The 24,236-nt window shown below is 49.5% G+C and carries 26 protein-coding genes and 1 tRNA gene; 20 read left to right on the top strand and 7 right to left on the bottom strand.

The window, feature by feature from the left end; all coding sequences use genetic code 11:
* Nucleotides 1-4 precede the first annotated feature (4 nt).
* The 4 genes from VK958_RS08995 (at nucleotide 5) to VK958_RS08980 (ending at nucleotide 3,832) form a co-directional block, all read left to right on the top strand.
* Entirely contained in the window at nucleotides 5-991 is a 987-nt protein-coding gene (locus VK958_RS08995) for a vWA domain-containing protein (protein WP_325240851.1), read from the top strand.
* Nucleotides 976-1,515 (top strand): hypothetical protein, encoded by a 540-nt coding sequence (locus VK958_RS08990; RefSeq protein WP_325240850.1) that lies wholly within the window; start codon nucleotides 976-978, stop codon nucleotides 1,513-1,515. Before VK958_RS08995 ends, VK958_RS08990 begins: the two co-directional genes overlap by 16 nt.
* Before the next feature lie 42 nt (nucleotides 1,516-1,557).
* On the top strand, nucleotides 1,558-2,586 hold the full coding sequence (locus VK958_RS08985; protein WP_325240849.1) for a VWA domain-containing protein: 1,029 nt from the start codon (nucleotides 1,558-1,560) through the stop codon (nucleotides 2,584-2,586).
* A 211-nt stretch (nucleotides 2,587-2,797) separates the two neighbouring features.
* Complete coding sequence (locus VK958_RS08980) at nucleotides 2,798-3,832, top strand: vWA domain-containing protein (protein WP_325240848.1); 1,035 nt, start codon at nucleotides 2,798-2,800, stop codon at nucleotides 3,830-3,832.
* 1 nt (nucleotide 3,833) lies between these two features.
* On the opposite strand, the gene VK958_RS08975 is transcribed toward VK958_RS08980, so the two are convergent.
* Nucleotides 3,834-4,334, bottom strand: coding sequence for a hypothetical protein (locus VK958_RS08975; RefSeq protein ID WP_325240847.1), 501 nt, complete (start codon nucleotides 4,332-4,334; stop codon nucleotides 3,834-3,836).
* Between the two features lie 57 nt (nucleotides 4,335-4,391).
* Between VK958_RS08975 and ygfZ the strand changes: the two genes are divergently transcribed.
* The 3 genes from ygfZ to VK958_RS08960 all read left to right on the top strand — a co-directional run bounded on the left by ygfZ (nucleotide 4,392) and on the right by VK958_RS08960 (nucleotide 6,714).
* The gene (ygfZ, locus tag VK958_RS08970) at nucleotides 4,392-5,396 is read left to right on the top strand and encodes a CAF17-like 4Fe-4S cluster assembly/insertion protein YgfZ (RefSeq protein ID WP_325240846.1); all 1,005 of its coding nucleotides are present in this window, start codon (nucleotides 4,392-4,394) and stop codon (nucleotides 5,394-5,396) included.
* Nucleotides 5,397-5,550: 154 nt separating this feature from the next.
* On the top strand, nucleotides 5,551-6,114 hold the full coding sequence (locus VK958_RS08965) for a YajG family lipoprotein (protein WP_325240845.1): 564 nt from the start codon (nucleotides 5,551-5,553) through the stop codon (nucleotides 6,112-6,114).
* 9 nt (nucleotides 6,115-6,123) lie between these two features.
* A complete protein-coding gene (locus VK958_RS08960) occupies nucleotides 6,124-6,714 on the top strand; it encodes a hypothetical protein (RefSeq protein WP_325240844.1) in 591 nt (196 codons plus the stop codon).
* A gap of 60 nt (nucleotides 6,715-6,774) precedes the next feature.
* On the opposite strand, the gene ftsB is transcribed toward VK958_RS08960, so the two are convergent.
* The 4 genes from ftsB to VK958_RS08940 all read right to left on the bottom strand — a co-directional run bounded on the left by ftsB (nucleotide 6,775) and on the right by VK958_RS08940 (nucleotide 11,044).
* On the bottom strand, nucleotides 6,775-7,155 hold the full coding sequence (gene ftsB / locus VK958_RS08955; protein WP_325240843.1) for a cell division protein FtsB: 381 nt from the start codon (nucleotides 7,153-7,155) through the stop codon (nucleotides 6,775-6,777).
* Between the two features lie 28 nt (nucleotides 7,156-7,183).
* Nucleotides 7,184-8,470, bottom strand: a complete 1,287-nt coding sequence (gene eno, locus VK958_RS08950) for a phosphopyruvate hydratase (RefSeq protein WP_325240842.1) — start codon at nucleotides 8,468-8,470, stop codon at nucleotides 7,184-7,186.
* Between the two features lie 82 nt (nucleotides 8,471-8,552).
* The gene (gene kdsA, locus VK958_RS08945) at nucleotides 8,553-9,392 is read right to left on the bottom strand and encodes a 3-deoxy-8-phosphooctulonate synthase (RefSeq protein WP_325240841.1); all 840 of its coding nucleotides are present in this window, start codon (nucleotides 9,390-9,392) and stop codon (nucleotides 8,553-8,555) included.
* A gap of 20 nt (nucleotides 9,393-9,412) precedes the next feature.
* Nucleotides 9,413-11,044, bottom strand: coding sequence for a CTP synthase (locus VK958_RS08940; protein WP_325240840.1), 1,632 nt, complete (start codon nucleotides 11,042-11,044; stop codon nucleotides 9,413-9,415).
* Between the two features lie 131 nt (nucleotides 11,045-11,175).
* On the opposite strand from VK958_RS08940, the gene VK958_RS08935 reads away from it, so the two are divergent.
* The gene (locus VK958_RS08935; RefSeq protein WP_325240839.1) at nucleotides 11,176-12,015 is read left to right on the top strand and encodes an NAD(P)H-hydrate dehydratase; all 840 of its coding nucleotides are present in this window, start codon (nucleotides 11,176-11,178) and stop codon (nucleotides 12,013-12,015) included.
* A 28-nt stretch (nucleotides 12,016-12,043) separates the two neighbouring features.
* On the opposite strand, the gene smpB is transcribed toward VK958_RS08935, so the two are convergent.
* A complete protein-coding gene (gene smpB / locus VK958_RS08930; RefSeq protein WP_325240963.1) occupies nucleotides 12,044-12,535 on the bottom strand; it encodes an SsrA-binding protein SmpB in 492 nt (163 codons plus the stop codon).
* A 47-nt stretch (nucleotides 12,536-12,582) separates the two neighbouring features.
* Here smpB and VK958_RS08925 point away from each other — a divergent pair, with 47 nt between their 5' ends.
* The gene (locus VK958_RS08925; RefSeq protein ID WP_325240838.1) at nucleotides 12,583-13,017 is read left to right on the top strand and encodes a type II toxin-antitoxin system RatA family toxin; all 435 of its coding nucleotides are present in this window, start codon (nucleotides 12,583-12,585) and stop codon (nucleotides 13,015-13,017) included.
* A gap of 5 nt (nucleotides 13,018-13,022) precedes the next feature.
* Nucleotides 13,023-13,331, top strand: a complete 309-nt coding sequence (locus tag VK958_RS08920) for an RnfH family protein (RefSeq protein ID WP_325240837.1) — start codon at nucleotides 13,023-13,025, stop codon at nucleotides 13,329-13,331.
* Nucleotides 13,332-13,394: 63 nt separating this feature from the next.
* On the opposite strand, the gene VK958_RS08915 is transcribed toward VK958_RS08920, so the two are convergent.
* Complete coding sequence (locus VK958_RS08915; protein WP_325240962.1) at nucleotides 13,395-13,880, bottom strand: DUF4124 domain-containing protein; 486 nt, start codon at nucleotides 13,878-13,880, stop codon at nucleotides 13,395-13,397.
* Between the two features lie 169 nt (nucleotides 13,881-14,049).
* Between VK958_RS08915 and guaB the strand changes: the two genes are divergently transcribed.
* The 10 genes from guaB (at nucleotide 14,050) to VK958_RS08865 (ending at nucleotide 24,235) form a co-directional block, all read left to right on the top strand.
* Nucleotides 14,050-15,510 carry an IMP dehydrogenase gene (guaB, locus tag VK958_RS08910; RefSeq protein ID WP_325240836.1) on the top strand — a complete coding sequence of 487 codons (1,461 nt, stop codon included), beginning with the start codon at nucleotides 14,050-14,052 and terminating at the stop codon, nucleotides 15,508-15,510.
* Nucleotides 15,511-15,582: 72 nt separating this feature from the next.
* Complete coding sequence (gene guaA, locus VK958_RS08905) at nucleotides 15,583-17,187, top strand: glutamine-hydrolyzing GMP synthase (protein ID WP_325240835.1); 1,605 nt, start codon at nucleotides 15,583-15,585, stop codon at nucleotides 17,185-17,187.
* A gap of 44 nt (nucleotides 17,188-17,231) precedes the next feature.
* Entirely contained in the window at nucleotides 17,232-18,251 is a 1,020-nt protein-coding gene (gene trpS / locus VK958_RS08900; RefSeq protein ID WP_325240834.1) for a tryptophan--tRNA ligase, read from the top strand.
* Nucleotides 18,252-18,269: 18 nt separating this feature from the next.
* On the top strand, nucleotides 18,270-18,767 hold the full coding sequence (locus tag VK958_RS08895) for a GreA/GreB family elongation factor (RefSeq protein ID WP_325240833.1): 498 nt from the start codon (nucleotides 18,270-18,272) through the stop codon (nucleotides 18,765-18,767).
* 7 nt (nucleotides 18,768-18,774) lie between these two features.
* Nucleotides 18,775-19,380, top strand: coding sequence for a nitroreductase family protein (locus VK958_RS08890; RefSeq protein WP_325240832.1), 606 nt, complete (start codon nucleotides 18,775-18,777; stop codon nucleotides 19,378-19,380).
* A 71-nt stretch (nucleotides 19,381-19,451) separates the two neighbouring features.
* Nucleotides 19,452-21,047, top strand: a complete 1,596-nt coding sequence (locus VK958_RS08885; protein WP_325240831.1) for an ABC-F family ATPase — start codon at nucleotides 19,452-19,454, stop codon at nucleotides 21,045-21,047.
* Between the two features lie 304 nt (nucleotides 21,048-21,351).
* Nucleotides 21,352-21,828 carry a Spy/CpxP family protein refolding chaperone gene (locus VK958_RS08880; protein ID WP_325240830.1) on the top strand — a complete coding sequence of 159 codons (477 nt, stop codon included), beginning with the start codon at nucleotides 21,352-21,354 and terminating at the stop codon, nucleotides 21,826-21,828.
* Between the two features lie 81 nt (nucleotides 21,829-21,909).
* Nucleotides 21,910-22,671 carry a response regulator transcription factor gene (locus VK958_RS08875; RefSeq protein WP_325240829.1) on the top strand — a complete coding sequence of 254 codons (762 nt, stop codon included), beginning with the start codon at nucleotides 21,910-21,912 and terminating at the stop codon, nucleotides 22,669-22,671.
* 13 nt (nucleotides 22,672-22,684) lie between these two features.
* A complete protein-coding gene (locus tag VK958_RS08870; protein ID WP_325240828.1) occupies nucleotides 22,685-24,070 on the top strand; it encodes an ATP-binding protein in 1,386 nt (461 codons plus the stop codon).
* 74 nt (nucleotides 24,071-24,144) lie between these two features.
* Nucleotides 24,145-24,235 (top strand) — tRNA-Ser (locus VK958_RS08865).
* Nucleotide 24,236 lies beyond the last annotated feature (1 nt).

Here is a 24,236-nt window from a genome sequence, read left to right as displayed (position 1 = left end):
CATTATGGCATTCACTCATCCTTGGGTTTTGTGGGCATTACCGCTGGTACTGCTGCCACTGTTACTGGAACGCTCACATAGCAAACATTATTCCTGGATAGGCTTGTTACCGCCAGATCCTCTGTCTAGCATCATTGGCCTTCTGTTGAAAGCCCTGGCTGCATTAAGCATTTTATTTGTGATTTTAGGTTTGGCTGGCCCGCATACACTTGAGCAAAAAGCACTACGCACCGGCATAGGCGCTCAAATCGGTTTAGTGTTAGACCGCAGTGCCAGTATGGATGATGCTTTTGTCGGCGATAAAGACGGCCATATCGGCGAAACCAAATCAGTCGCAGCGGCCCGTATCATCACCGGTTTTATTAAAGGCCGCCGTAATGACATGATGGGCGTGATTACCTTTAGTAACTCGGCCATGTACGTATTGCCATTGACTGAAAACAGGGAGGCAGTATTATCTGCCGTGCAGGCAACAGCTGGCAACTCCTTGTTCCAGACTAATATCGGTGGCGGCCTCACTAGTGCAGTAGAGTTATTTAAGGATGTACCTGATTCAGGCTCACGCGCGATTATCCTGATCTCAGATGGTGCCGGCCGTGTCAGCGACATGGTGCAGCAAAAACTGCGTGACTGGCTGCAGCGTTACAATATCGGCCTATACTGGATTGTGCTGCGCCAGCCTGGCGGCATCACTATCTTCGACCCGAAATACACCGCAAGCGGTTACGACGGCCATATGCCGACTGAAGTGTTGCTGTATCAATACTTCCAGACTTTACGCACGCCTTTCAGCGCCTATGAGGCTTCGGACCCGCGCTCACTGGAAGCGGCGATTGCCGACATCAACAGCAAAGAAAAAAAGCCGATTCAATATATGGAAAAAATCCCCGGCCATGATTACACCAATGTGTGTTACTGGATCGCCATCGTCATGATTGCGATTCTGCTGGCAGTTAAATATCTGGAGATCAACACATGGCGCTCAGCGTAAAAAAACTGGTCATCGGCCTGATCGTGGTGGCCGTGGCTGCGATAGGCACGATGGCTTATACCTGGCAAAGGATCCAACAGGCCAAGGCATTCAATCAGGCCATTACCACTGCCAAAACACCGCAAACCGATCAGCAAAGTTTTGAAGCAAAATATGCGGTGGCTTACTGGCTGGCAAAAAATGAACGCTATAAAGAAGCTACGCTGCTGTTTGCCAAGCTGATTGATGGCACGACGCCTGTGCAACGCGCAGCCATCTTGCACAACATCGGCAATATGTTTTTCCTGAAAGCGATCCAGGTAACAGGCGGCAACGACAACAACACGCGTGATGAAGTCGAATACTTGCTGACTCAAGCCATGACTTCTTATAAAAGTGCACTCAAAGCAGAGAACAGCCATTGGGGCACCCGCCGCAACTACGACCGCGTGATGAGTTTGCTGCCGGAAAAACCAACCCCGGGTGTGGGCGAGTCTGATAACCCGGGCTTGATCATGGGCAACATTCCCAATGGTCTGCCTTAATAGCGCGCATGACTACATGCCGACTAACTTAAGTTTGAAATTATGAATATCTGGCTCAGAAGATTTATCAAACACCGTGACTCTGTCCTGTTGGGACTTGCACTGCTATTGCTATTGGGCGCGGTTTTACGCCCAAGTATTCCGTTCAGACACAACATCTATACATACTTCCTGGTTGCGGATATCTCGCAAAGCATGAATACCAAGGATATGACAATCCGCGGCCAAAAAGTCACACGGCTGGCCTATATGCAAAACATAATGCATGAAGTGGTTGGCTCACTGCCGTGCGGTACCAAGATCAGCATTGGTCTTTTCGCCGGTAACTCGGTCGCTGCCATGTATTCGCCTATTGAAGTCTGCAAAAATTTTGCCGCGATACAAGATACGATTGATCACCTGGACTGGCGCATGGCATGGTCTGGAAACAGCCGCCTGCGCGAAAGCCTCTTTGTGACTGCCAAAGTGGTACGTGGATTGTCTGAGCCAGCACAAGTAGTCTACTTCACCGATGGTGAAGAAGCGCCGAAATTGCACGCCTTCAACACCAAAAACCTGGAAGAATTCCAGGGGGGTGACGACTGGATATTTGTCGGTATCGGTTCTGAAGAAGGTGATGCTATCCCCAAACTCAGCGAAGATAACCAGGTGATCGGTTACTGGTCGAACGAAAGCTTTGCCATGCAGCCGGGGATTGCGCAGATATCGGAAAGCACCCTGGGTGTGCGCGATGACAACGTGGCTGGTGAAAATGACCGTTACATTTCAAAAATGGCAGCTGAATATATGCAAAGCCTGACGCAAGAGATAGGTGCAAAATTCATCAAGGGCGATAACAGTTACACAGTAATTCAGGCCATGAAAGCGCAAAAACCGGCGCGACGAGATATTGCACCCTTGCCATTGGGCTGGTTACTCGCTACTTTAGGCGGATTATGTATCGTAGGCACTTACGCCAGCCGCCATCCATTCAGGCAAATCAAGCAAAACCTGAAAATCTACCGCAATGAAATCAGATCCAGATTATTTGCGCGCAGTGAGGCCGTCGCGCACGATAACCATTTTCAGTAGCAAAGCCTGGATTAAATACGACTTCTAAGCCAGACCAGGCAAGAGCAAAGAAATTTGACGCAGTGTATGTTTGATAGTTAAGAAGGAAATTTTTATGATAAACAACGTATGGCGACGAAGGTAGGTTTAATCAGCACTCCCGATAAACATTAACGCCTGATTTACCTCTGTCATCCTAGGCCAGTGATGCAGGCACTCATGAGAAGTCACCATGAACAATCATTGGCTAAGAATCTGGCTGCACCATCGCGACACCCTTTTACTCACTATTGCTTTGCTATGCCTGCTAGGCGCAGTTCTGGTGCCTAGCATCCCGATCAAGCGCAATGTACATACCTATTTCCTGATTGCAGACATTACACAGAGCATGAATTCTGTGGATATGATGCTCAATCACCACCCCGTCAGCCGCCTGGAATACACCAAGCGTATGATGCACGAAATTGTCGCCCAGCTGCCTTGCCACACCCGCGTCAGCATAGGCTTATTTGCAGGGGATGCAGTTGCCGCGCTGTATACACCTTTGCATGTCTGCCAGCATTTTTCTGCCTTGCACGAAACCATAGACCACCTGGATTGGCGCATGGCTTGGACGGGTAACAGTCAACTACGTGAAAGCTTGGCCATCACTGCAAAACTGCTGCGCCAAATGCCAGAGGCCACTAAAGCGGTATTTTTTACCGACGGCGATGAAGCGCCCTTGCTGCATGCATTCAACACGCGCAACCTAAGGGATTTCCAGGGCGGGGATGGCTGGTTTTTTGTAGGCATAGGCAGCGAAAAAGGAACTGGCATCCCAAAACTAACGGAAGATAACCAGATGATAGGCTACTGGTCGAATGAAAGCTTTGCCGTGCAGCCGAACATCGCACAAGTGACAGCCAGCAAAAGCAGTGGTCGCGATGACAGTGTCGCGCTCTCAGACTATGATCGATTTATATCCAAACGCGACTCTGCTTATTTGCAAAAACTGGCACAGGAAATCGGCGCGCAATATATCAATGGCGATGATACCTACGATGTTTTGCAAAACATCCAGTCACACAAATCCCCTCGCTATGAAGTTGTGCCCTTTTCGATCAGCTGGCTACTCGCCACGCTGGCAGGAATTTGTTTGCTAGGTACCAGTCTGCATCGTGAGACTTTACGTCAACTTAAACAAAAGTCTGGCATTTATCGCAAACAGCTTAAATCCAGATTGTTCAGCCGCAGTGATGCCGTCGCACACGACAACCATTTTCAATAGACTATGCGCTCAGGCCCCACTTTAACCAGACACGCAATGCTTTTTGGGAATTGGGATCTGCGTGATCAAACAATATCAGCAAGCGTGTGGGACGTAGCAATCGCCACAAATCTTGAAGCTGAGTGCTATATTTTTCTTCAGAGACTTCTGACTGTAATTCTGCATAGGCAAGATGAAGCACCATACATCTATGGTGCACCACGCTATCTGGCAACACCTCAATACGCCACCATTGCCCAAGTGTATTGGTGATCGTCATCTGCCCAAACACATCTACACTGAACTTTTGCACACTAAATTTGCTAGTGGTAGCTACAAGCTGCGTCCATTGCCAGAAGCTAGCCGCCGCATAGACTAAAGTACTAAAAAATGCCCATAGCGGCGACAAGCTTAACCAGAGAGAAAACAGCACCGCGGTTGAAAATACCAGCCACCACCCCCATAAAAAATTAGAGGGGTGAAAGCGCAACGTAATTTCACTTGGTAGAATAGGTTTTTTCATCACGTTTGTGTGAAAGGTGTTGGTGACAACACCTACATTCTCAACAGAAAGTCATTTATGTCCAGCGCAGCTTGGCAACAATTCTTAATTTTACAGGGCGCTCAGTTTAACGCATCAGGTGAAGCTTCATTCGTCGCGCCTGAGATTCCGGCTTCAGGCCAATTATTCGACCTCTCCATAGATGGCCTGATTGCCGTAAGCGGCGCAGATTCCCAGACTTTCCTGCAAGGTCAATTCACTAACGATATCAAGCAACTGGAACTGGCAGCCCAATTCACCGGCTACTGTACGGCAAAAGGCCGCTTGCTGGCACTGTTTTATGCTTTCAGCATCAACGAAATCATTTACCTGCAATGCCCGCGCGCATTGATTCCTGACTTGGTAAAACGGTTGCGCATGTTTGTCATGCGCAGCAAAGTGGTTGTCGAAGATGTCAGTGAGCAATTTGTGCTTTTAGGCCTGGCAAGTACTGACTCGGCAGCCCATATTCAACATCTGCCATTACACCCACATCAAACCGGCCAGTCAACATTAGGGACATTAATCCGTTTGCCGGATAGTCATGGCAAACAGCGCGCGCAAGTAGTGGTGAATGCAGACCAGGCAGAACAGGTTTGGAAAACACTTGCGGCCACATTTAGCCCAACCAGTACCAATCAGTGGGATGCGCTGGAAATCCAGGCTGGTATTCCGCAAGTATATGCAAGCACGCGCGAGCAATTCGTACCGCAAATGGTCAATCTCGATGCGCTGAATGGCATCAACTTTAAGAAAGGTTGTTACACAGGCCAGGAAATCGTCGCGCGCACCCATTACCTTGGCAAAGTGAAACGCCGCACATTATTAGCCACTTTACCTGCAACTGCGGCCACACCAAATGCCGGTGATGCAGTGCACGATGCCCAGCAACAGGAAGCTGGCCAGATAGTGCGTGTCGCCCCAAATCCACAAGGCGGTTGGTGGGTGTTAGCAGAATGCAGGCTCGAAGCTAAAGCTGCCGGCAGCATTTTCTGGCAAGAATATGAGCTAACTTTTGCTGAGTTGCCTTACGCGCTGCCATAAATAAATTTTAATCATAAAAATGGCGCCTTGAGCGCCATTTTTTATTACGGCCCACACCTTATATCTACTCAATTAGTTATTCATTAAAAAACATTTAGGTTAAGATTCGTGAGCGAATCAATTCGCTATAAAACTTCAAATAAGCGAGATAATAATGAAAAAAGAAAAGTTATTCATACTAGCAATCCTTATGTCTATCCTGCCTGGTTGCGCTACATTTCAACCACCTAGCTATAGTCCAGATTACGAAACTCTCGACAATCTGAAAAAATTGAATTTAGCCAAATTATCTGTCGAAAGCTTTCAACCTAAAGACCCAAAGGCTGCTGTTAATAACATCAGCTTAAGAGGTGGTTCAATGAAAGCGGTTGAGGGGGCATTCTCCACATATTTAGAAAATGCTATTCGTTCAGACATGAAGGAAGTTGGTATTTTTGACCCTGCCGCCAATTTGAAACTTGATGCTACTGTGATTAAAAATGATATTGATATTTCGGGCATTAGCAAAGGCTCGGGTACTTTGGCTGTCAAATTACTTGTCACCAAAAATGGTAGCACTACCCTGAATAAAGAATATTCCACAACAACCCAGTTTGAATCCTCATTTGCTGGTGCAGTTGCCGTCGGCATTGGTCAACGAGAATACCCAAATTTAGTCAGGTCATTTTTGAAGAATGTATACAACGACCCAGAATTTCTAAACGCAATCAAGAAATAAGGAAACTGTATGCATCTATTAAATATTCACAAAATTATAGCGATAAGCTTAACCTCTTTATTTTTGGGCGCGTGCGCTCATCCCATTTCGATTAACCCTGATAAAACGCCTGAGCGAACTCAAAGCAACCTCAAATCTAAAAAGGTTGCTTATGTGATGTCCGATGTTGAAAGAAACAAGCAGATAACTACAGCGGGCGGCGGTGGAGATAAAGTTTCTTATTATCCGTATAAAGATTCTGAAAAAGCGATACGCGATGCACTTAAATCCGTCTATCAAGATGTCATAGTGCTTAAGTCAGATAGTGATCTTGAATCCATTAGAGAGAATGCGGTCGATTTAATTTATACACCTACGATTACGACTGTATCGAGTTCAGACTCTTCTTTCACTTGGCCGCCTACTTATTTTAGAGTAGAGCTTTCATGCAGTGTGGCTGACAATAAAGGCAAAGCCGTCACGACAATCAAAGTAGATGGAAATGGCTATGCTGAGTTTTCGGAATTTAAAGCTAATTTTGGCTTGGCCGGTAGTCGCGCAACGAGCGATTTATCAGAAAAGCTAAAGAAAGAAATTTTGAACAATCCTGCGCTACACTAAAATTTCCACCAAAAAAATGGCGCTTGAAGCGCCATTTTTTTATCACCTACTACCTGATTACTATTGCTCTGGTATTGCAGCTGGAACATCCGGCGTTCCAGGATTCACGATGGATTCCTTAGACGGCACGTTGGTAACGACACCTTTAGACGCTGGAGGATTCGTGTTTTTGCGTTGCATCACCTGATAAAACACTTCATCCTGCTTGATCATTCCCAATTCGCTGCGGGCACGCTCTTCAACTGCCGATTGACCTTGTTTAAGATCACGCACTTCCGCGCGCAAGGTTTCATTCCGCTGGCGGTAATAGTCATTACGCTTTTCGTGTGCTTCAATCTGCTGCGAATATTGCCAGACGCGTGACCAACTGCCCTTGCCCAACCACAATGGATATTGCAGCAGGGCAATCAGGACAATGAAGATCACAGTCAGTTTGCGCACATCGGCCTAGATGCGGGATCAGACTAGATTACTTGAACAACTGGTAGAACGCTGACAAACCAGCGTAGCTAGTCGCGTCGCCCAACTCTTCTTCAATACGCAGCAATTGGTTGTATTTTGCTACGCGCTCTGAACGGCACAGGGAGCCGGTTTTGATTTGCAATGCGTTGGTCGCCACAGAGATATCGGCAATCGTCGTATCCTCTGTCTCACCGGAACGGTGTGAAACTACCGCTGTATAGTTAGCACGTTTCGCCATCTCGATCGTCTGGAAAGTCTCGGTCAGGGTACCGATCTGGTTCACTTTGATCAGCACAGAGTTGGCTGCACCTTTCTGGATGCCTTCACGCAGGATTTTCGGGTTAGTCACGAACAAATCATCGCCGACCAGTTGTGTGGTTTTACCCAGGCGTTTGGTCAACAGGTCCCAGCCGTCCCAGTCAAATTCGCTCATCCCATCTTCAATGGTGATGATTGGGTATTTACCAGCCAAGGTAGCCAGGTAATCACTGAATTCCGAAGAACTCAATGATGCACCTTCTGATTCCAGACGATATTTACCATCCTTGTAGAATTCGGTACTCGCGCAATCCAGGCCCAGGTAGATATCTTTACCTGGCTCGTAACCGGCTGCTTCAATCGATTCCATAATCAATTGCAAGGCAGATTCGTTGGATGGGAGATTAGGTGCAAAACCACCCTCGTCACCTACAGTGGTTGCCAAACCTTTGTCATGCAGCGTTTTCTTCAAGGCATGGAAAATTTCAGCGCCAGCGCGCAACGCTTCACGGAAGGTTGGCAAGCCAGCCGGCACAATCATAAATTCTTGAATATCGACAGAGTTGTCAGCGTGCGCACCACCATTGATGATGTTCATCATTGGCGTCGGCAATTGCATGAAAGCTGAACCGCCCAGGTAGCGATACAGTGGCAAACCGCTTTCTTCAGCGGCAGCACGCGCACAGGCCATAGAAACACCTAGAATCGCATTGGCACCCAGACGGTCTTTGTTTTCTGTGCCATCCAGCTCGATCAGCGTTCTGTCGATAAAGCTTTGCTCTTCAGCGTCCAGGCCCAAAATCGCTTCGGTGATTTCGGTATTCACGTTTTCGACCGCGGTTAATACACCTTTGCCTAAATAGCGGCTTTTATCGCCATCCCGCAGCTCTACGGCCTCTTTAGTACCGGTAGACGCGCCTGAAGGCACGGCTGCACGGCCAATGACACCACTTTCCAGCAATACATCCACTTCAACCGTTGGGTTGCCTCGTGAATCCATAATCTCGCGGGCGATAATATCTACAATTGCGCTCATTCTATTTTCCTTATGTTTTTAACTTAAACTTTACGAATAACTTGCGAAATCAATTTAAAAAGTTTGCTCCAGGCAAAATCCACTAAAGGGTATGTTCAGCAAAACCGGCTTTTTTAACCAGTTTATCCATATCAACCAACAGATGTAGCAAATCCTCCATCTTGCCTAATGGCCAGGCATTCGGGCCATCTGATAGCGCTTTACTTGGGTCTGGATGAGTTTCCATAAAAATACCGGCAATGCCACTGGCAACCGCTGCACGCGACAATACGGGCACAAATTCACGCTGACCACCGCTTTTCTCGCCCTGCCCACCTGGCTGCTGTACCGAGTGGGTGGCGTCGAATACCACCGGGCAATTGGTTTCACGCATGATTGCCAGGCCGCGCATATCCGAAATCAGGGTGTTGTAGCCGAATGAAGCACCTCGTTCGCAGACCATAATATTGTCTACACCGCCGTTAGCCTCTTTAGCTTTATTGACGACCTGCTTCATGTCACCAGGCGCTAAAAACTGGCCTTTTTTGATATTCACCGGTTTGCCGGATTGGGCACAGGCGACAATAAAATCGGTCTGGCGGCAGAGGAACGCCGGCGTTTGCAATACATCTACCACTGCAGCCACATGCGGCACTTGTTGCTCGCTATGCACATCGGTCAGGATAGGCACGCCGATTTGGGCGCGTACTTCATCCAGTATCCTCAGGCCCTCTTCCATGCCAAAACCACGAAAGGTTTTGGTGGAGCTGCGATTAGCTTTGTCATAAGAAGATTTATAGATAAATGGGACACCGACACGCGCAGCAATCTCTTTCAATTGACCAGCGGTATCAATCGCCATTTGCCGGGATTCAATGACACATGGGCCCGCAATCAAAAATAGCGGATGCTCGATACCTACATCAAAACCACATAACTTCATGATAATCCCTTGCTGTAAATTTAAACTCTGCTTTTTTGCGCCAGTGCCGCTTGCACATAGGCTTTAAACAAAGGATGACCGTATCTTGGGTTAGAAGTGAATTCCGGGTGGAACTGGCACGCAACAAACCATGGGTGTTCAGTTTGCGGCAACTCAATCATTTCACAGAGTTCTTCACGAGGTGTACGTGCAGAAACCACCAGGCCAGCAGCTTTCAACTGATCCACATAATGGTTGTTTACTTCATAACGGTGACGGTGGCGCTCGTTCACTTCGCTGCCGTAAATGCTGGCGGCCAGTGTATCAGGCTCGATCGGTGAGCTTTGCGCACCTAAGCGCATGGTGCCGCCCAGGTCTGAATGTTCGTTGCGTTTTTCAATCTTGCCGGTCGCATCTTGCCATTCGTCGATCAGGCCGATCAGTTTATGTTCGGTAGACGGGTTGAATTCCGTGCTGTTAGCATCCTTTAAACCAGCAACATTGCGGGCAAACTCGATCACGGCCAGTTGCATGCCCAGACAGATACCCAGATAAGGCACTTTGTTTTCGCGAGCATACTGGATCGCGGCAATCTTGCCTTCAGTCCCGCGCACACCAAAACCACCTGGAATGAGGATAGCGTCCATATTATGTAAGCTATCGGTACCTGATTTTTCGATATCTTCACTGTCGATATAGTGGATCTTGACTTTGGATTCAGTGTGAATACCGGCGTGAATCAACGCTTCGGTCAAAGACTTATAAGACTCGGTCAGGTCAACATATTTGCCGACAAAGGCAATATCCACCTGCGCTTTAGGGTTGGCCACCGCATGGCTGATTTTTTGCCAGGCAGATAAATCGGCCGCTTTAGCCAGGATATTCAGTTTATGACAGACGATTTCGTCCATCATTTGGTCATGCAGCAAGCCTGGGATTTTGTAAATGGAGTCACTGTCGATTGCGCTGATGACTGCTTCATATGGTACGTTTGTGAACAAGGCAATTTTGCGCTTTTCATCTTCCGGGATTTCACGTTCGGCGCGACATAATAAAATATCCGGCTGGATACCAATTTCGCGTAATTCTTTTACCGAGTGCTGCGTTGGTTTGGTTTTTAACTCACCTGCGGTTGGAATCCACGGCAACAAAGTCAAATGCACATAACAGGCATTGTTCTTACCCTCTTCGAAACCCATCTGGCGAATGGCTTCCAGGAAAGGCAATGATTCAATATCACCCACCGTGCCGCCAACTTCCACAATCGCCACATCGGCACCTTCAGCACCACGTTTGATGTGTGATTTAATTTCGTCGGTAATATGTGGAATAACCTGTACGGTTTTACCCAGGTATTCACCGCGACGCTCTTTTTTGATCACGGTTTCGTAAATCTGGCCGGTGGTGAAGTTGTTGCGTTTGGACATCTTGCTGCTGATAAAGCGCTCGTAATGCCCAAGGTCTAAATCAGTTTCTGCACCATCATCGGTGACGAACACTTCACCATGCTGGAATGGCGACATGGTGCCTGGGTCAACGTTGATATACGGGTCAAGCTTGAGCATGGTCACTTTAATACCACGCGATTCGAGAATAGCGCCTAAACTAGCCGCTGCGATACCCTTTCCAAGAGAAGAAACTACACCGCCGGTTACGAATACATATTTGGTCATGGATGAGGTACTTTGAGATTGTTGCAGACGGGAGAACATTTTACCGTAAAGCCCCCTCGCCCACAATGAAGGTTAGGGATAAAATCTCGCACCAACTCGCCAACCAGCCACTTCAAGCATACAATTCAGCCATGCCAGACTATCAATCGAACACGCCTGCCCTGTGGCAATCCTTATTACCGCAACCTGATGCCAACAGCCATAAGTATAGCCGCGGTTATGTATTGATCCAGGGCGGGTATCCCGTGACGGGTGCAGCCAGGTTGGCGGCACTCGCTGCAGCGCGCAGCGGTGCAGGCATTACCGCCATTGCGGTACCTGAAAACGCATTCAGCATTTACGCCGGCCAGTTATTAAGTGTGATGGCGAAACCCTATTCAAGCATCGCTGACCTGCATGCCCTTATACAGGATGCAAGAGTCTGTGCGTTGCTGATCGGACCAGGCGCAGGCAACAGCACAGAAACACGCCAGACAACACTCACAATGCTGCACACAGGGAAACCGGTTGTGATTGATGCAGATGCGCTAACTGTATTTGCCCGACAACTTGATAAGCTAAGCAGAGCCATCACTGCCGTTTGTGTATTGACGCCGCATGCAGGCGAGTTTCAACGTTTATTTGGCATTACTCCTGCCAGCGACCTTAATGAAAGAATCAGCCAGGTACTTCAGGCAAGTCAGCAGGCCAATGCGGTGATACTTCTTAAAGGCGCCAACACCGTGATTGCAGCACCAGACGGCAGCGTCATTGTGAACGAAAATGCACCACCGACATTGGCTACTGCAGGCGCGGGGGATGTGCTGGCTGGGATGATTACCAGCTTATTGGCGCAAGGTATGCCCGCACTGGAAGCAGCAGCGGCGGCTGCCTGGATCCATAGTGAAGCTGCGAGGTTATTTGGCTTGGGATTGATGGCAGAAGATTTGCCGGAATTGGTGCCACAGGTATTGGAACAACTGCTTGCCTGAGCTTAAAACTCAGCAAGCAACAGAAATACTATTCGCGAGTACGCTGTTTATTTTTCATTAACTGGTTCTGCTCGCGCTTCCAGTCTTTTTCGCGCTCGACATCGCGTTTGTCATGTTGCTTCTTGCCTTTAGCCAGGCCGATCTGCACTTTCACCCGGCCACGCGTGAAGTGCATATCCAAAGGCACAATGGTGTAACCGGCGCGCTCGACCTTACCAATCAACTTGCCGATTTCTTCATTATGCAACAACAACTTACGGGTACGGATAGCATCCGGGCGCACGTGTGTGGAAGCAGCACCCAGCGGTGTCACATGGCAGCCGATCAGGTAAATTTCGCCACGCATAATCACCACATAGGCCTCTTTGAGGTTAATGCGGTTATCGCGGATGGCTTTGACTTCCCAGCCTTCGAGCACCACACCGGCCTCGTACTTATCTTCGATAAAGTAGTCAAAAAATGCTTTTTTATTTTGCGCGATGGTCATAACGCTGGCTTGCTGGCTTAAATCACTTAAAATAGCATTTTAACCCAAAACCAAACTCCGTTCCGGCGCTATATTTAATAATGGCTCAAGTAGAAAAAACCGTATTAGTCATGCACTCCTGCGAAACCATGTTTCAGCTGGTGGATGCTGTTGAAGATTACGCCAGCTTTTTGCCATGGTGTGGGGGCAGTGATGTGATCGAGCGCACCGACCAGGTGACGCAGGCCACTATCCACATTCGCTATCACGGCATCGTGCAGCATTTCACCACGCGTAACCACAAACAGTTTCCGCACCAGATGGATATCACGCTGGTCGACGGCCCATTCAAGCAGCTCACCGGCCACTGGCACTTTATTGCCCTGCGTGAAGATGCCTGCAAGATCGAATTCAAGCTGGAATATGTATTCGCCAACGGCCTGATCGAACGGATTATTGCACCGGTTTTCAGCCACATAGCCAACACTTTTGTCGATAGCTTTGTGAAGCAGGCAAACAAGCTTTATTCTAAATAATAAGCATGTCCGAAAAGATTTCTGAACTGATAACCGTGGAAGTCGCTTACGCGCTACCACAGCAACAGGTAATCATCTCCATTGAAGTTAAAGCGGGGACAACTGCACTAGAAGCCATTCAGTACTCGGGACTTCTGCGGGATTACCCAGAACTATCATTGAAAAATTGCAGGATAGGTGTATTTGGCAAGGTAGTTAGCTTCGATGCCGTATTGCAACCTTTGGATCGCGTAGAGGTTTATCGCCCCTTGATTGCCGACCCTAAACAGGCAAGGCGCTTAAGAGCAGTGACAAAAAGAAAGCGCTACAAATAGAGACCTTGCTGCCAAAAGTGGTCAGCAAAAACGTCTAAAATAATGATGCTTTAGAAAACATCCTTATTCAACTGGACAATTTTCGTCAATTTCGAACTGCGCCCGTGCCAGGTTTTCACGAATTTGCTCATCGCTTAAATACTCTTTTTCGCCAACTTCATTCACGGTTTGCATGCGCCCACCTACCGCATAATTGCGATAATTCGACCTTGCTGCAGCACAGTTTTGCGCTTTCATACGTGTTTCTGCAGCTTTAGCGACAGCCGCGGCTTCGTCGGACATTTGTGTCTTTTGCTTGCCTTTTCCCTCTGTGGCACGTTGATCAGCATCTGCCGCCGGCGCATCCTCTTTATAAGCATCTGCGCGGGTTAACGGGTACTCACTAGTGACGGTAGCCGCTTTGATTTTTTGCGCGCCTTCCTTACCTGCAGGCGGCGGCATATCGGAATAATTGACGACTCCTTTGGCATCGCGCCACTTGTAAATCTCCGCGTGCGCGGGGACATGCAACAAGCAGGCTATCAATACAATATTCCGCATCACTTCCATAAATTTCACTTTTAATTCCCGCCTCACCAGTCGCTACTTATCCTTGCCATTCGAAATGGCTATGCATAAACCATGCCAGACACCCTTGATTTCCGGGCCAAAAATGCAAAACGCTTTGTCAAGGCAAAACGAAATCGGTATAATTATATTTTGGAGATAAGGATTCCACATGCGTTTGTTGCAACAAGCTCTAACCTTTGACGATGTTTTACTCGTTCCAGCCCATTCTACTGTGATGCCCCGCGATGTAAGCCTGCGTACAAAACTTACAAAAAACATCACACTTAACATTCCGCTACTTTCTGCCGCCATGGATACCGTGACGGAAGCCCGCATGGCGATTGCATTGGCACAGCTGGGCGGCATGGGTATTATTCATAAAAACATGTCAATAGAGATGCAGGCTTCACGCGTCTCCCGCGTTAAACGCTTTGAATCCGGCGTCGTGATCGACCCGGTGACGATTCACCCGGCCATGTCAGTTCGTGAGGTCATGGAACTGACCAAGCACCACAAGATTTCCGGCTTACCAGTATTACAAGATGGCAAAGTGGTTGGCATTGTGACCAACCGCGACCTGCGCTTTGAAACCAATCTCGACCAGGCGGTCAGCAACGTCATGACGCCGCAAGATCGCCTGGTGACTGTGCGAGAAGGTGCCAGCCGTGAAGAGATCATGGGGTTGCTGCACAAGCATCGCCTGGAACGTTTGTTGGTGATTGGCGAGCAGTTTGAGCTTAAAGGCCTGATCACGGTGAAAGACATTCAAAAGTCTTCTGACCACCCACTCGCATGCAAGGATGAAAAAGGCCGTTTGCTGGTAGGCGCGGCGGTCGGTGTCGGCGACGGCACTGATGACCGCATTGCTGCACTGGTTGAAGCAGGTGTTGATGCCATCGTTGTAGATACTGCACATGGCCATTCACAAGGCGTGCTGGATCGCGTCAAATGGGCAAAAACCCGTTATCCAAACCTGCAGGTTATTGGTGGCAATATTGCCACTGCCGATGCAGCCTTGGCTTTAGTTGATCACGGCGCAGATTGTGTCAAAGTAGGTATTGGCCCTGGCTCTATCTGTACTACCCGCATCGTGGCTGGTGTCGGTGTGCCGCAAATCACGGCCATCAGCAATGTAGCTAAGGCACTGGAAAAATCCGGTGTGCCATTTATTGCCGATGGCGGCATCCGCTTCTCCGGTGATATTTCAAAAGCAATCGCAGCGGGCGCTAACAGCGTGATGCTAGGTGGCATGTTTGCAGGCACTGAAGAAGCCCCTGGCGAAGTCGAGTTATATCAGGGCCGCTCATACAAATCTTACCGTGGCATGGGCTCCATTGGCGCCATGCAAAAAGGTTCATCTGACCGTTACTTCCAGGACAATACTGCAAATGCTGACAAACTGGTGCCTGAAGGCATTGAGGGCCGTGTACCATACAAAGGGACTGTTGTCGCTGTTGTACACCAGTTAATGGGCGGCTTGCGTGCTTCCATGGGTTATGTAGGATGTTCCACCATTGAAGAGATGCGCAGTAAGGCCGAATTTGTACAAATCACCAGTGCCGGCATGCATGAGTCGCATGTACACGATGTGCAAATCACCAAAGAAGCACCGAACTATCGTATTGACTAACGCTTGTTTTAACGCAAAAGCGCAGCAGTTTTTACCGCTGCGCTTTTGTTCATTCTAGTGACCTGAAAATTTATGCACTCAAAAATTCTGATTCTTGATTTCGGTTCGCAAGTGACGCAGCTGATTGCCCGCCGTGTCCGCGAAGCCCACGTCTATTGTGAAATTCACCCCTGTGATGTGTCGGACGAATTTGTCCGCAACTTTGGTGCTGATGGCATCATTTTAAGTGGCAGCCACGCCAGCGTCTATGAAGAAGAAACGGATAAAGCGCCACAAGCCGCCTTTGAACTCGGAATACCCGTACTCGGTATCTGCTACGGCATGCAAACCATGGCGCAACAACTGGGTGGCAAGGTGGAAGCTGGTCACAAGCGTGAGTTTGGTTATGCGCAGGTACGTGCGCGCGGCCACTCTGCCCTGTTCCGCGATATCCAGGATGCGACCAATAATGAAGGCCATGGCCTGATTGATGTGTGGATGAGCCATGGCGACAAAGTCACGGCATTACCCGGTGGCTTTAAAGTGATCGCCAGCAACGAAACGACACCGATTGCCGCGATGGCTGACGAAGACCGCAAGTTTTACGCGGTGCAATTCCACCCCGAAGTGACCCACACCAAGCAGGGCCAGGCCATGCTTGAGCGTTTTGTGCTCGATATCTGTGGCGCGAAACCGGACTGGATCATGGGCGACTACATTGCCGAAGCGGTTGCCAGCATCAAGGCACAGGTCGGTGATGAAGAAGTCATTTTAGGATTGTCCGGCGGTGTCGACTCGTCAGTCGCTGCGGCTTTGATCCATCGCGCGATTGGCGACCAGCTCACCTGTGTATTTGTTGACCACGGCCTGTTACGCCTGAATGAAGGCGATATGGTCATGGAAATGTTTGCCGGTCGTTTACATGCCAACGTCATCCGTGTTGATGCCAGCGAGCAATTCATGGGCAAGCTGGCTGGTGTCAGCGACCCGGAAGCCAAACGCAAGATTATCGGTGGCGAGTTTGTAGAAGTGTTTAAAGCCGAGGCAGCCAAACTCAAGGCCAGTGGCGCCGGACACAAAGGTGCTACTTTCCTGGCACAAGGTACTATCTATCCAGATGTGATTGAATCCGGCGGCGCGAAATCGAAAAAAGCCGTCACTATCAAGAGCCACCATAACGTAGGCGGTTTGCCGGAACAATTAGGTTTAAAACTGCTGGAACCTTTGCGAGACCTTTTCAAGGACGAAGTGCGTGAACTGGGTGTCGCCTTGGGCTTGCCGCGCGATATGGTTTATCGCCACCCTTTCCCTGGCCCTGGCCTTGGGGTACGTATCCTCGGTGAAGTGAAAAGCGAATATGCCTTGCTGCTGCAACGTGCCGATGCCATTTTCATTGAAGAATTACGCAACACCATAGACGAAACATCCGGCAAATCCTGGTATGACCTGACCAGCCAGGCATTTACCGTGTTCCTGCCGGTAAAATCGGTTGGTGTGATGGGTGATGGCCGTACTTATGATTATGTGGTGGCATTGCGCGCCGTCGTGACCAGCGATTTCATGACCGCCCACTGGGCAGAATTGCCTTATAGCCTGCTGGGTAAAGTTTCCAACCGGATTATTAACGAAGTGCGTGGCATTAACCGCGTGGTTTACGACATTTCCGGCAAACCTCCGGCAACCATTGAATGGGAATAAATTTCCCTATTGATTCGATCTCACATTAAACAGAGAACAAGACGATGAGCACAAAACCGATTATCCTCACTGGCGACCGCCCAACCGGCCCGTTACACCTGGGGCATTTTGTCGGCAGTTTGCGCAACCGCGTGAAATACCAGCACGAATACAAACAATATGTGATGCTCGCCGACGCGCAGGCGCTGACCGACAATATGGATGATATTGATAAAGTGCATCGCAATGTGGTCGAAGTCGCGCTGGATTATCTGGCGGTCGGCATTGATCCCAAGCTATCGACCATTTTCATCCAGTCGCAAGTACCTGAACTGACTGAACTGGCGTTTTACTACCTGAACCTGGTCACCGTCGCACGCCTGGAAAGAAACCCGACCGTGAAAGAAGAGATCCGCCTGCGCGACTTTGAGCGCGATATTCCCGCCGGTTTCCTCACCTATCCGGTGAGCCAGGCGGCAGACATTACTGCGTTCAAAGCGACACTGGTGCCTGTGGGTGAAGACCAGATACCCATGATTGAGCAAACCAACGAGATCGTGCGCCGTTTTAACCGTACTTATAAAAACGTGAGCACCAAACAGGAAATCCTGGTGGAAACTAAAGCCCTGGTGCCGGAACTGGGCCGTTTGCCAGGTATTGATGGCAAAGCCAAAATGAGTAAATCCCTGGGCAATGTGATTAACCTGGGCGCGACTGCCGACGAAATCAGTAAAGCCGTTAAAAAGGTCTATACCGATCCGTTACATCTGAAAATCGAAGATCCTGGTCATGTCGAAGGTAATATTGCATTCACCTACCTGGATGCTTTCGATACCGATAAAGCAGCAGTGGCGGAGCTCAAAGCGCATTACACACGCGGCGGCCTGGCTGATAGCATCGTTAAAAAACGCCTGGAAGCAGTCTTGCAGGAGATGCTGGAACCTATCCGTACACGCCGGACCGAACTAGCTGGTGACAAAGGCTATATTCTGCAATTATTACGCGAAGGCACCGAACAAGCACGCGAAGTCGCGGCGCAGACTATGAGTGAGGTGCGCGCTGCGCTGGGGTTGAATTATTTCTAGCTGGCATCAACTAACTGCATGAGTCGCGGATTCGTTAAAGAAGATGATCTCGAATTAGCGGGTACCGACCTGCCAGAGCGGCCGGTCAGCCCGCATACCAATTACGTGACACCGGATGGCCTGCAGCAATTACAGCACGCTGTGAAAACACTGGAAAGCCAGCGTCAGCAATACGCAACGCGCAAGGAAGACCCAAACGCGCAGCAAAAACTGGCCGAGATTGACCGTGATTTACGTTATTTATTCGCCCGGCTGGAATCTGCCCAGCTGGTAGACCCAGCGCTACAGCCTCGACATACTGTCTTGTTTGGCGCCACGGTGACCGTTGAAGATGAAGAAGGCATGCAGTCGCAGTTCAAGATTGTAGGTGAAGACGAAGCCGATATCGCCCGGCAAAAAGTCAGCTATGCCTCCCCGCTGGCTAAAGCACTCCTGGGACGTAAAGTTGGCGACAGCACCACCTGGCAACGTCCGGCTGGTGCTTTGCAATTAGACATTTTAAATATTGAGTATTGAACACCACATGAAAGTTTCACAAGCCATAAACGAACGGCGCTCCGTTAAAAGTTACGATCCCAGCCACCGCATGACAGAGGCTGAGATTGCGCAACTGATGTCGCTGGCCATGCTCTCACCGACCGCTTTTAATATCCAGCATTGGCGATTTGTCGTAGTGACTGACCCGGTGCTGCGTCACCAGATTCGCGCTGCGAGCTGGAACCAGGCGCAAGTCACAGATGCCTCGTTACTGATCGTATTGACCGCTGATCTCAAAGCATGGGAAAAAGACCCGGCACGCTATTGGGTGAATGCGCCCAAGCAGGCCAGTGACTACCTGGTCAAAGCTATTCATGACTATTACACCGATCATGCTCAGGCGGAGCGGGATGAAGGCATGCGCTCCGGCGGTATGGCAGCCATGACCTTGATGCTGGCTGCCAAGGAAATGGGCTATGACACTTGCCCTATGGATGGCTTTGACTTTGACGCGGTTGGCAAACTGATCAACCTGCCTGCAGACCATGTGCCAGTGATGTTCGTCGTGGTTGGCAAACCACTGGAAGCTGCCAAGCCTCGCAGTGGGCAATTACCTATGGATGAAGTCGTGATTTACAACCGTTTTGAATAATCTTGTGCGTTTTAAATCAAGCGCGCAGCCCTGATTACCGATTTAATTAACTATTTTTTGAGAGTTCTTGCATGTTAGTTGCAAACAATATCACCATGCAGTTTGGTTCCAAGCCACTGTTTGAAAACGTTTCCGTTAAATTCGGTGACGGTAACCGCTATGGCCTGATTGGCGCCAACGGTTGCGGTAAATCCACTTTTATGAAGATCCTGGCGGGCGTCCTGGAACCTTCCAGTGGCAATATCAGCCTCGACCCGAATGAGCGCATGGCCTTCCTGAAACAGGACCAGTTCGCCTATGAAGACCAGCGCGTGCTGGATGTAGTCATGATGGGCCACGAGCAAATGTGGAAAGCCATGCAAGAGCGCGATGCGATCTACGCCAACCTCGAAGCCACCGAAGATGACTACATGCGCGCCGCTGAACTGGAAGGCGAGTTTGCAGAGTATGACGGCTACACGGCTGAAGCACGTGCTGGTGAATTGTTGCTGGGCGTAGGCATTCCTATCGAGCAGCACACCGGCCCAATGAGCGCCGTTGCACCAGGCTGGAAATTACGTGTTCTGCTGGTACAGGCTCTATTTGCCAATCCGGACGTATTACTGCTGGATGAACCGACCAACAACCTGGATATCAACACCATCCGTTGGCTGGAAGATATCGTCAACAATCGTGACTGCACCATGGTCATTATTTCGCATGACAGGCACTTCCTGAACCAGGTCTGCACGCACACCTGTGACATGGATTACGGCAAGATCACCTCTTACCCTGGCAACTATGACGACTATATGGAAGCCAGCATTGCCGCGCGTAACCAGCAGGCCAAAGACAATGCCAAGGCCAAACAGCAAATCGCTGACTTGCAGGACTTTGTACGCCGCTTCTCGGCCAACGCCTCCAAAGCCAAACAGGCGACCAGCCGCGCCAAGCAGATCGACAAAATCAAGGTGGAGGAATTCAAGCCTTCCAGCCGCCAGTACCCGTTTATCCGCTTTGAATATGACGAGCGCGAAAAACTGCACCGCAACGCGGTAGAACTGAAAAAACTCAGCCACGGCTTTGATAAACCCTTATTCAACGGCGTTGAAATGATGTTTGAAGCCGGTGAGAAAGTCGCCATTATTGGCGAGAACGGCATCGGTAAAACCACCTTCTTGCGTTGCCTGGCTGGCGATTTGCAACCTAAGCACGGTGAAGTGAAATGGGCAGAAAAAGCCAACCTCGGTTATTTTGCGCAAGACCATGAATACGAGTTCGAAAAAGGTGAAGACCTGTTTGAATGGATGACAGCACAGCGCCAGCAAGGTGACGATGACAACACGGTGCGCAGTATGCTGGGCCGTTTGCTGTTCCCGACCGAAGCGACCAAGAAGTCAGTCAAAGTGCTGTCCGGTGGTGAAAAAGGCCGCATGTTATATGGCAAGCTGATGCTGGCAAAAACCAATGTGCTGCTGATGGATGAACCCACCAACCATATGGATATGGAATCGATCGAAGCGCTGAACACCGCGCTGGATAAATACAAAGGTACCCTGTTCTTTGTCAGCCATGACCGTGAATTCGTCAGTTCGATCGCTACCCGTATTATTGAAATCAAGGCGGATGGCATTGTCGACTTTACCGGTAATTATGAGGACTACCTTGCCAGCCAAGGCATCGCATAAGGGAATGACGTTATCAGTGGCTGTACGAGCGACCAACTTCGTTGCGCGGTCCTCATGTGATCATGTGCATTGATTATGGCCGCTGCGCTTAACACGGTTTACGGTTAGCCTGCGCCGCAATACTTGCGTCAGTTGTCCAGGCTCTGCGCTCCTCATTCCTCATACCTTGTCGCTCACTCTTCTTAAGCATTGCCTTGCGATACATTCCGATACATAGCCCTCCGCTCCTGACAAACACCCGATACATTCGGGTGTTTTAATGTCAACATTGCAATTTCGCAATGATGATTGAAAAGGATACATCATGAAATTAAAACAATTGGTTATCGCAAGTACCCTGGCTTTGATATCCGTGACTGCCTTTGCAGACCATGGCCCTACCTGCGGAAAAGGTAAATTCGACAAAACGAATTGGCAGGAGCACCGTGTAGAACATTTTGAAAAGCACCAGGAAAGATTGCACACCGTGCTGCAACTGACCGCGGCGCAGGAGAATGCCTGGAATAACTATCAGGCGCAAATCAAGCCTAAAGACAAAGGTGAACGCCCTGATGTAGCTGGCCTGGATACATTGAACACAGTTCAGCGCCTGGATAAAATGGAAGCTATGGATAAAGAACGTGATGCCCGCCAGGCTGAACGCTCAAAAGCGATCCGTACTTTCTATGCACAATTGAATGACGCACAGAAGAAAGTGTTTGATGAGAATGCGTTCCCGCATCCTCACCGTGGCGATCACCATCCTCACGGTAAACCACACCACGACAAGCCACAGTCATAATCGTAAGTGATGTATATAAACCGGCCTTGATGGCCGGTTTTATGCTCAAATAATGACTTCAACTTATAGAGACAACCAGTGATGACAGAAGCTAACCACGATATCCATGTGCTGGTGGTAGATGATGACGACGCGATCCGCGACCTGCTTTGCGACTTTCTACAGGAAAATCAGCTAAGCACGTACCAAGCCGCCAATCATGCGCAAATGTGGCAGGTGCTGCAACAAAAAGTGCCAGATGTCATCATCCTCGATATCAATATGCCGCAGCGCAATGGCATAGAGTTGTGCCGTGAACTGCGTGAGTCACCTAAATACCATAGCATCCCCATCATCATGCTCACCGCCCGCAGCAGTTCATTGGATACCATCATGGGACTGGAAACGGGTGCAGATGATTACGTTGCCAAACCGTTTGAACCGTTGGAATTGCTTTCACGCATACGCAGCGTAATAAGACGTAGCCGTATGGTCGCAGAAAATGCAGGCAAACAGAGTGAAGAACTCGATAACGGCATCTTGCGCCAGATTGCTTTTAATGAATGGACGCTGGATATCCAGAACCGCACGCTGATTGATAGATTCAACACCAGCATTGCACTATCGAATGCAGAATTCAAGTTTTTGCGCTTTATGCTGCTACACGCTAACCGCCCGCTGAGCCGCGATCAATTAATGGAAGAAATGCATGGCCGCGAAGCAGGCCCATTCGATCGGTCTATCGACTTACAGATCAGCAGGATCCGGCAAAAAATAGAAGTGGATAGCAAAAATCCTACCGTGATCAAAACACTTCGTAATGAAGGTTATTTGCTCACTGCCGATGTGCGCTACCTGAAATAAGAGGCCTGAGGGTATGTTAAAAAAACTGTTAGGTGCCATGTCAGTCAGAATCTTCCTGATCACCGTCATTGGTATCCTGTTGACAGCGACCGTGGTCAGCATGCTTGGGCAACGCGATTCACGCGTGAACGAATCACGCCTGCGCGACCAGTTTGCCTTTGATCGCATTGAAAGCATGATCCGCATCCTGGAAATTACCGACGCCGAAAAACGCTCGCAGATCCAGGATGTATTTAAACGCATGGGCAGCAGCTTAAAGCTGGGCGCAACACCACCCAAAGATGCGCCTGCGCTGCCTGCAGAGTTGGAAAACCTGCATGCTTTGTTAGTGCCGGAAATCGCGGACTTCATCAGCATCACCCCACAGACTCGCTGTAGCTCACGAAACCGCCCGCCTGCGCCGCCTCCGCCAGACTTCGGCCCAACGCCGCCACATCTGCAAGGTTATTGCCTCGCGGTCTACACGCATTTGCAAGACCACACACCGGTATTAATCCAGTTGCGCTATGGCGGCCACAGGCCGCCTCCCGGGCATCCGCCTGAGCGTAACCCATTGGCGATTGTATTGGCACTGTTGGGACTGATCAGCATTATCTGGGTAGTCGCCTCTGTCGCAACGCAGCCTTTACGCAAGCTGGCGAACGCAGCCTTGCAACTGGCGCGCAATATTGAAAACCCGCCTTTACCGGAAAACCAGGGCTCGACTGAAGTGCGTCATGCCGCCAAAGCCTTTAATGAAATGCAGCGGAGTATCCTAAAGCATGTGCAAGAACGTGGCTTTATCCTTGGCGCGATCGCGCATGACCTGCAAACACCATTAACCCGTTTACGCTTGCGCCTGGAGAAAGTCAAAGACCCTGAACTCAAGCAAAGCCTGGTCAATGACCTGACGGCGACCCAGGAAATGGTGCGGGAAGGTCTCGATTTTGCGCGGCTATGCAGCGAAAACATCGATAAAAACCGAGTGGACCTCGCCGCACTCGCCACTGCGGTATGCGATAACTTTGAAGAAGCCGGGCATACAATCCACAAAACCCTGCCAGACCAAGCCATCACCATCATGGGCTCGGCACACCTGCTTACGCGCTGCCTGAACAACCTGCTGAGCAATGCCATCAACTATGCCCAATCGCCAACGCTCACTATCCAGGTGAAAGAGTCACGCGTACTGTGTGTTATTTCGGACGATGGCCCAGGCATTCCGGAACAAGAGTTAGATAATGTGCTGGAACCTTTCAGAAGGCTGGAAGATTCACGTTCCAGACATACTGGCGGCACCGGTTTAGGCTTATCCATTGCGCGCATGATCATAGAAAAACATGGCGGCAATATGACGTTAACCAATAAACAAGCGCCGGCATCAGGGCTAGTAGTTCAAATCGACTTGCCTTTGAACTGAACCAGCACTTGAATCCGCGAGGCAGCCAGGTGTAGACTAGCGCCCTACCCAGCCATTCTATTGCTGCGAAGAACGGAGAAGTGGCAGAGCTGGTTGAATGTACCTGACTCGAAATCAGGCATACGTGAAAGCGTATCGAGGGTTCGAATCCCTCCTTCTCCGCCAG

It is taken from the genome of Methylophilus sp. (assembly GCF_035460085.1).
Classification (GTDB): domain Bacteria; phylum Pseudomonadota; class Gammaproteobacteria; order Burkholderiales; family Methylophilaceae; genus Methylophilus.
The sequence above is the reverse complement of the archived record's forward strand: the minus strand, read 5'-3'. Positions and strand labels throughout refer to the sequence as shown.

Bases quoted from the DNA above. Each gene is read 5' to 3' on its own strand.
- VK958_RS08995 (WP_325240851.1), top strand. From the start codon at position 5: ATGGCATTCACTCATCCTTGGGTTTTGTGGGCATTACCGCTGGTACTG.
- VK958_RS08990 (WP_325240850.1), top strand. From the start codon at position 976: ATGGCGCTCAGCGTAAAAAAACTGGTCATCGGCCTGATCGTGGTGGCC.
- VK958_RS08985 (WP_325240849.1), top strand. From the start codon at position 1,558: ATGAATATCTGGCTCAGAAGATTTATCAAACACCGTGACTCTGTCCTG.
- VK958_RS08980 (WP_325240848.1), top strand. From the start codon at position 2,798: ATGAACAATCATTGGCTAAGAATCTGGCTGCACCATCGCGACACCCTT.
- VK958_RS08975 (WP_325240847.1), bottom strand. From the start codon at position 4,334: ATGAAAAAACCTATTCTACCAAGTGAAATTACGTTGCGCTTTCACCCC.
- ygfZ (WP_325240846.1), top strand. From the start codon at position 4,392: ATGTCCAGCGCAGCTTGGCAACAATTCTTAATTTTACAGGGCGCTCAG.
- VK958_RS08965 (WP_325240845.1), top strand. From the start codon at position 5,551: ATGAAAAAAGAAAAGTTATTCATACTAGCAATCCTTATGTCTATCCTG.
- VK958_RS08960 (WP_325240844.1), top strand. From the start codon at position 6,124: ATGCATCTATTAAATATTCACAAAATTATAGCGATAAGCTTAACCTCT.
- eno (WP_325240842.1), bottom strand. From the start codon at position 8,470: ATGAGCGCAATTGTAGATATTATCGCCCGCGAGATTATGGATTCACGA.
- kdsA (WP_325240841.1), bottom strand. From the start codon at position 9,392: ATGAAGTTATGTGGTTTTGATGTAGGTATCGAGCATCCGCTATTTTTG.
- VK958_RS08940 (WP_325240840.1), bottom strand. From the start codon at position 11,044: ATGACCAAATATGTATTCGTAACCGGCGGTGTAGTTTCTTCTCTTGGA.
- VK958_RS08935 (WP_325240839.1), top strand. From the start codon at position 11,176: ATGCCAGACTATCAATCGAACACGCCTGCCCTGTGGCAATCCTTATTA.
- VK958_RS08925 (WP_325240838.1), top strand. From the start codon at position 12,583: ATGGCTCAAGTAGAAAAAACCGTATTAGTCATGCACTCCTGCGAAACC.
- VK958_RS08920 (WP_325240837.1), top strand. From the start codon at position 13,023: ATGTCCGAAAAGATTTCTGAACTGATAACCGTGGAAGTCGCTTACGCG.
- VK958_RS08915 (WP_325240962.1), bottom strand. From the start codon at position 13,880: ATGGAAGTGATGCGGAATATTGTATTGATAGCCTGCTTGTTGCATGTC.
- guaB (WP_325240836.1), top strand. From the start codon at position 14,050: ATGCGTTTGTTGCAACAAGCTCTAACCTTTGACGATGTTTTACTCGTT.
- guaA (WP_325240835.1), top strand. From the start codon at position 15,583: ATGCACTCAAAAATTCTGATTCTTGATTTCGGTTCGCAAGTGACGCAG.
- trpS (WP_325240834.1), top strand. From the start codon at position 17,232: ATGAGCACAAAACCGATTATCCTCACTGGCGACCGCCCAACCGGCCCG.
- VK958_RS08895 (WP_325240833.1), top strand. From the start codon at position 18,270: ATGAGTCGCGGATTCGTTAAAGAAGATGATCTCGAATTAGCGGGTACC.
- VK958_RS08890 (WP_325240832.1), top strand. From the start codon at position 18,775: ATGAAAGTTTCACAAGCCATAAACGAACGGCGCTCCGTTAAAAGTTAC.
- VK958_RS08885 (WP_325240831.1), top strand. From the start codon at position 19,452: ATGTTAGTTGCAAACAATATCACCATGCAGTTTGGTTCCAAGCCACTG.
- VK958_RS08880 (WP_325240830.1), top strand. From the start codon at position 21,352: ATGAAATTAAAACAATTGGTTATCGCAAGTACCCTGGCTTTGATATCC.
- VK958_RS08875 (WP_325240829.1), top strand. From the start codon at position 21,910: ATGACAGAAGCTAACCACGATATCCATGTGCTGGTGGTAGATGATGAC.
- VK958_RS08870 (WP_325240828.1), top strand. From the start codon at position 22,685: ATGTTAAAAAAACTGTTAGGTGCCATGTCAGTCAGAATCTTCCTGATC.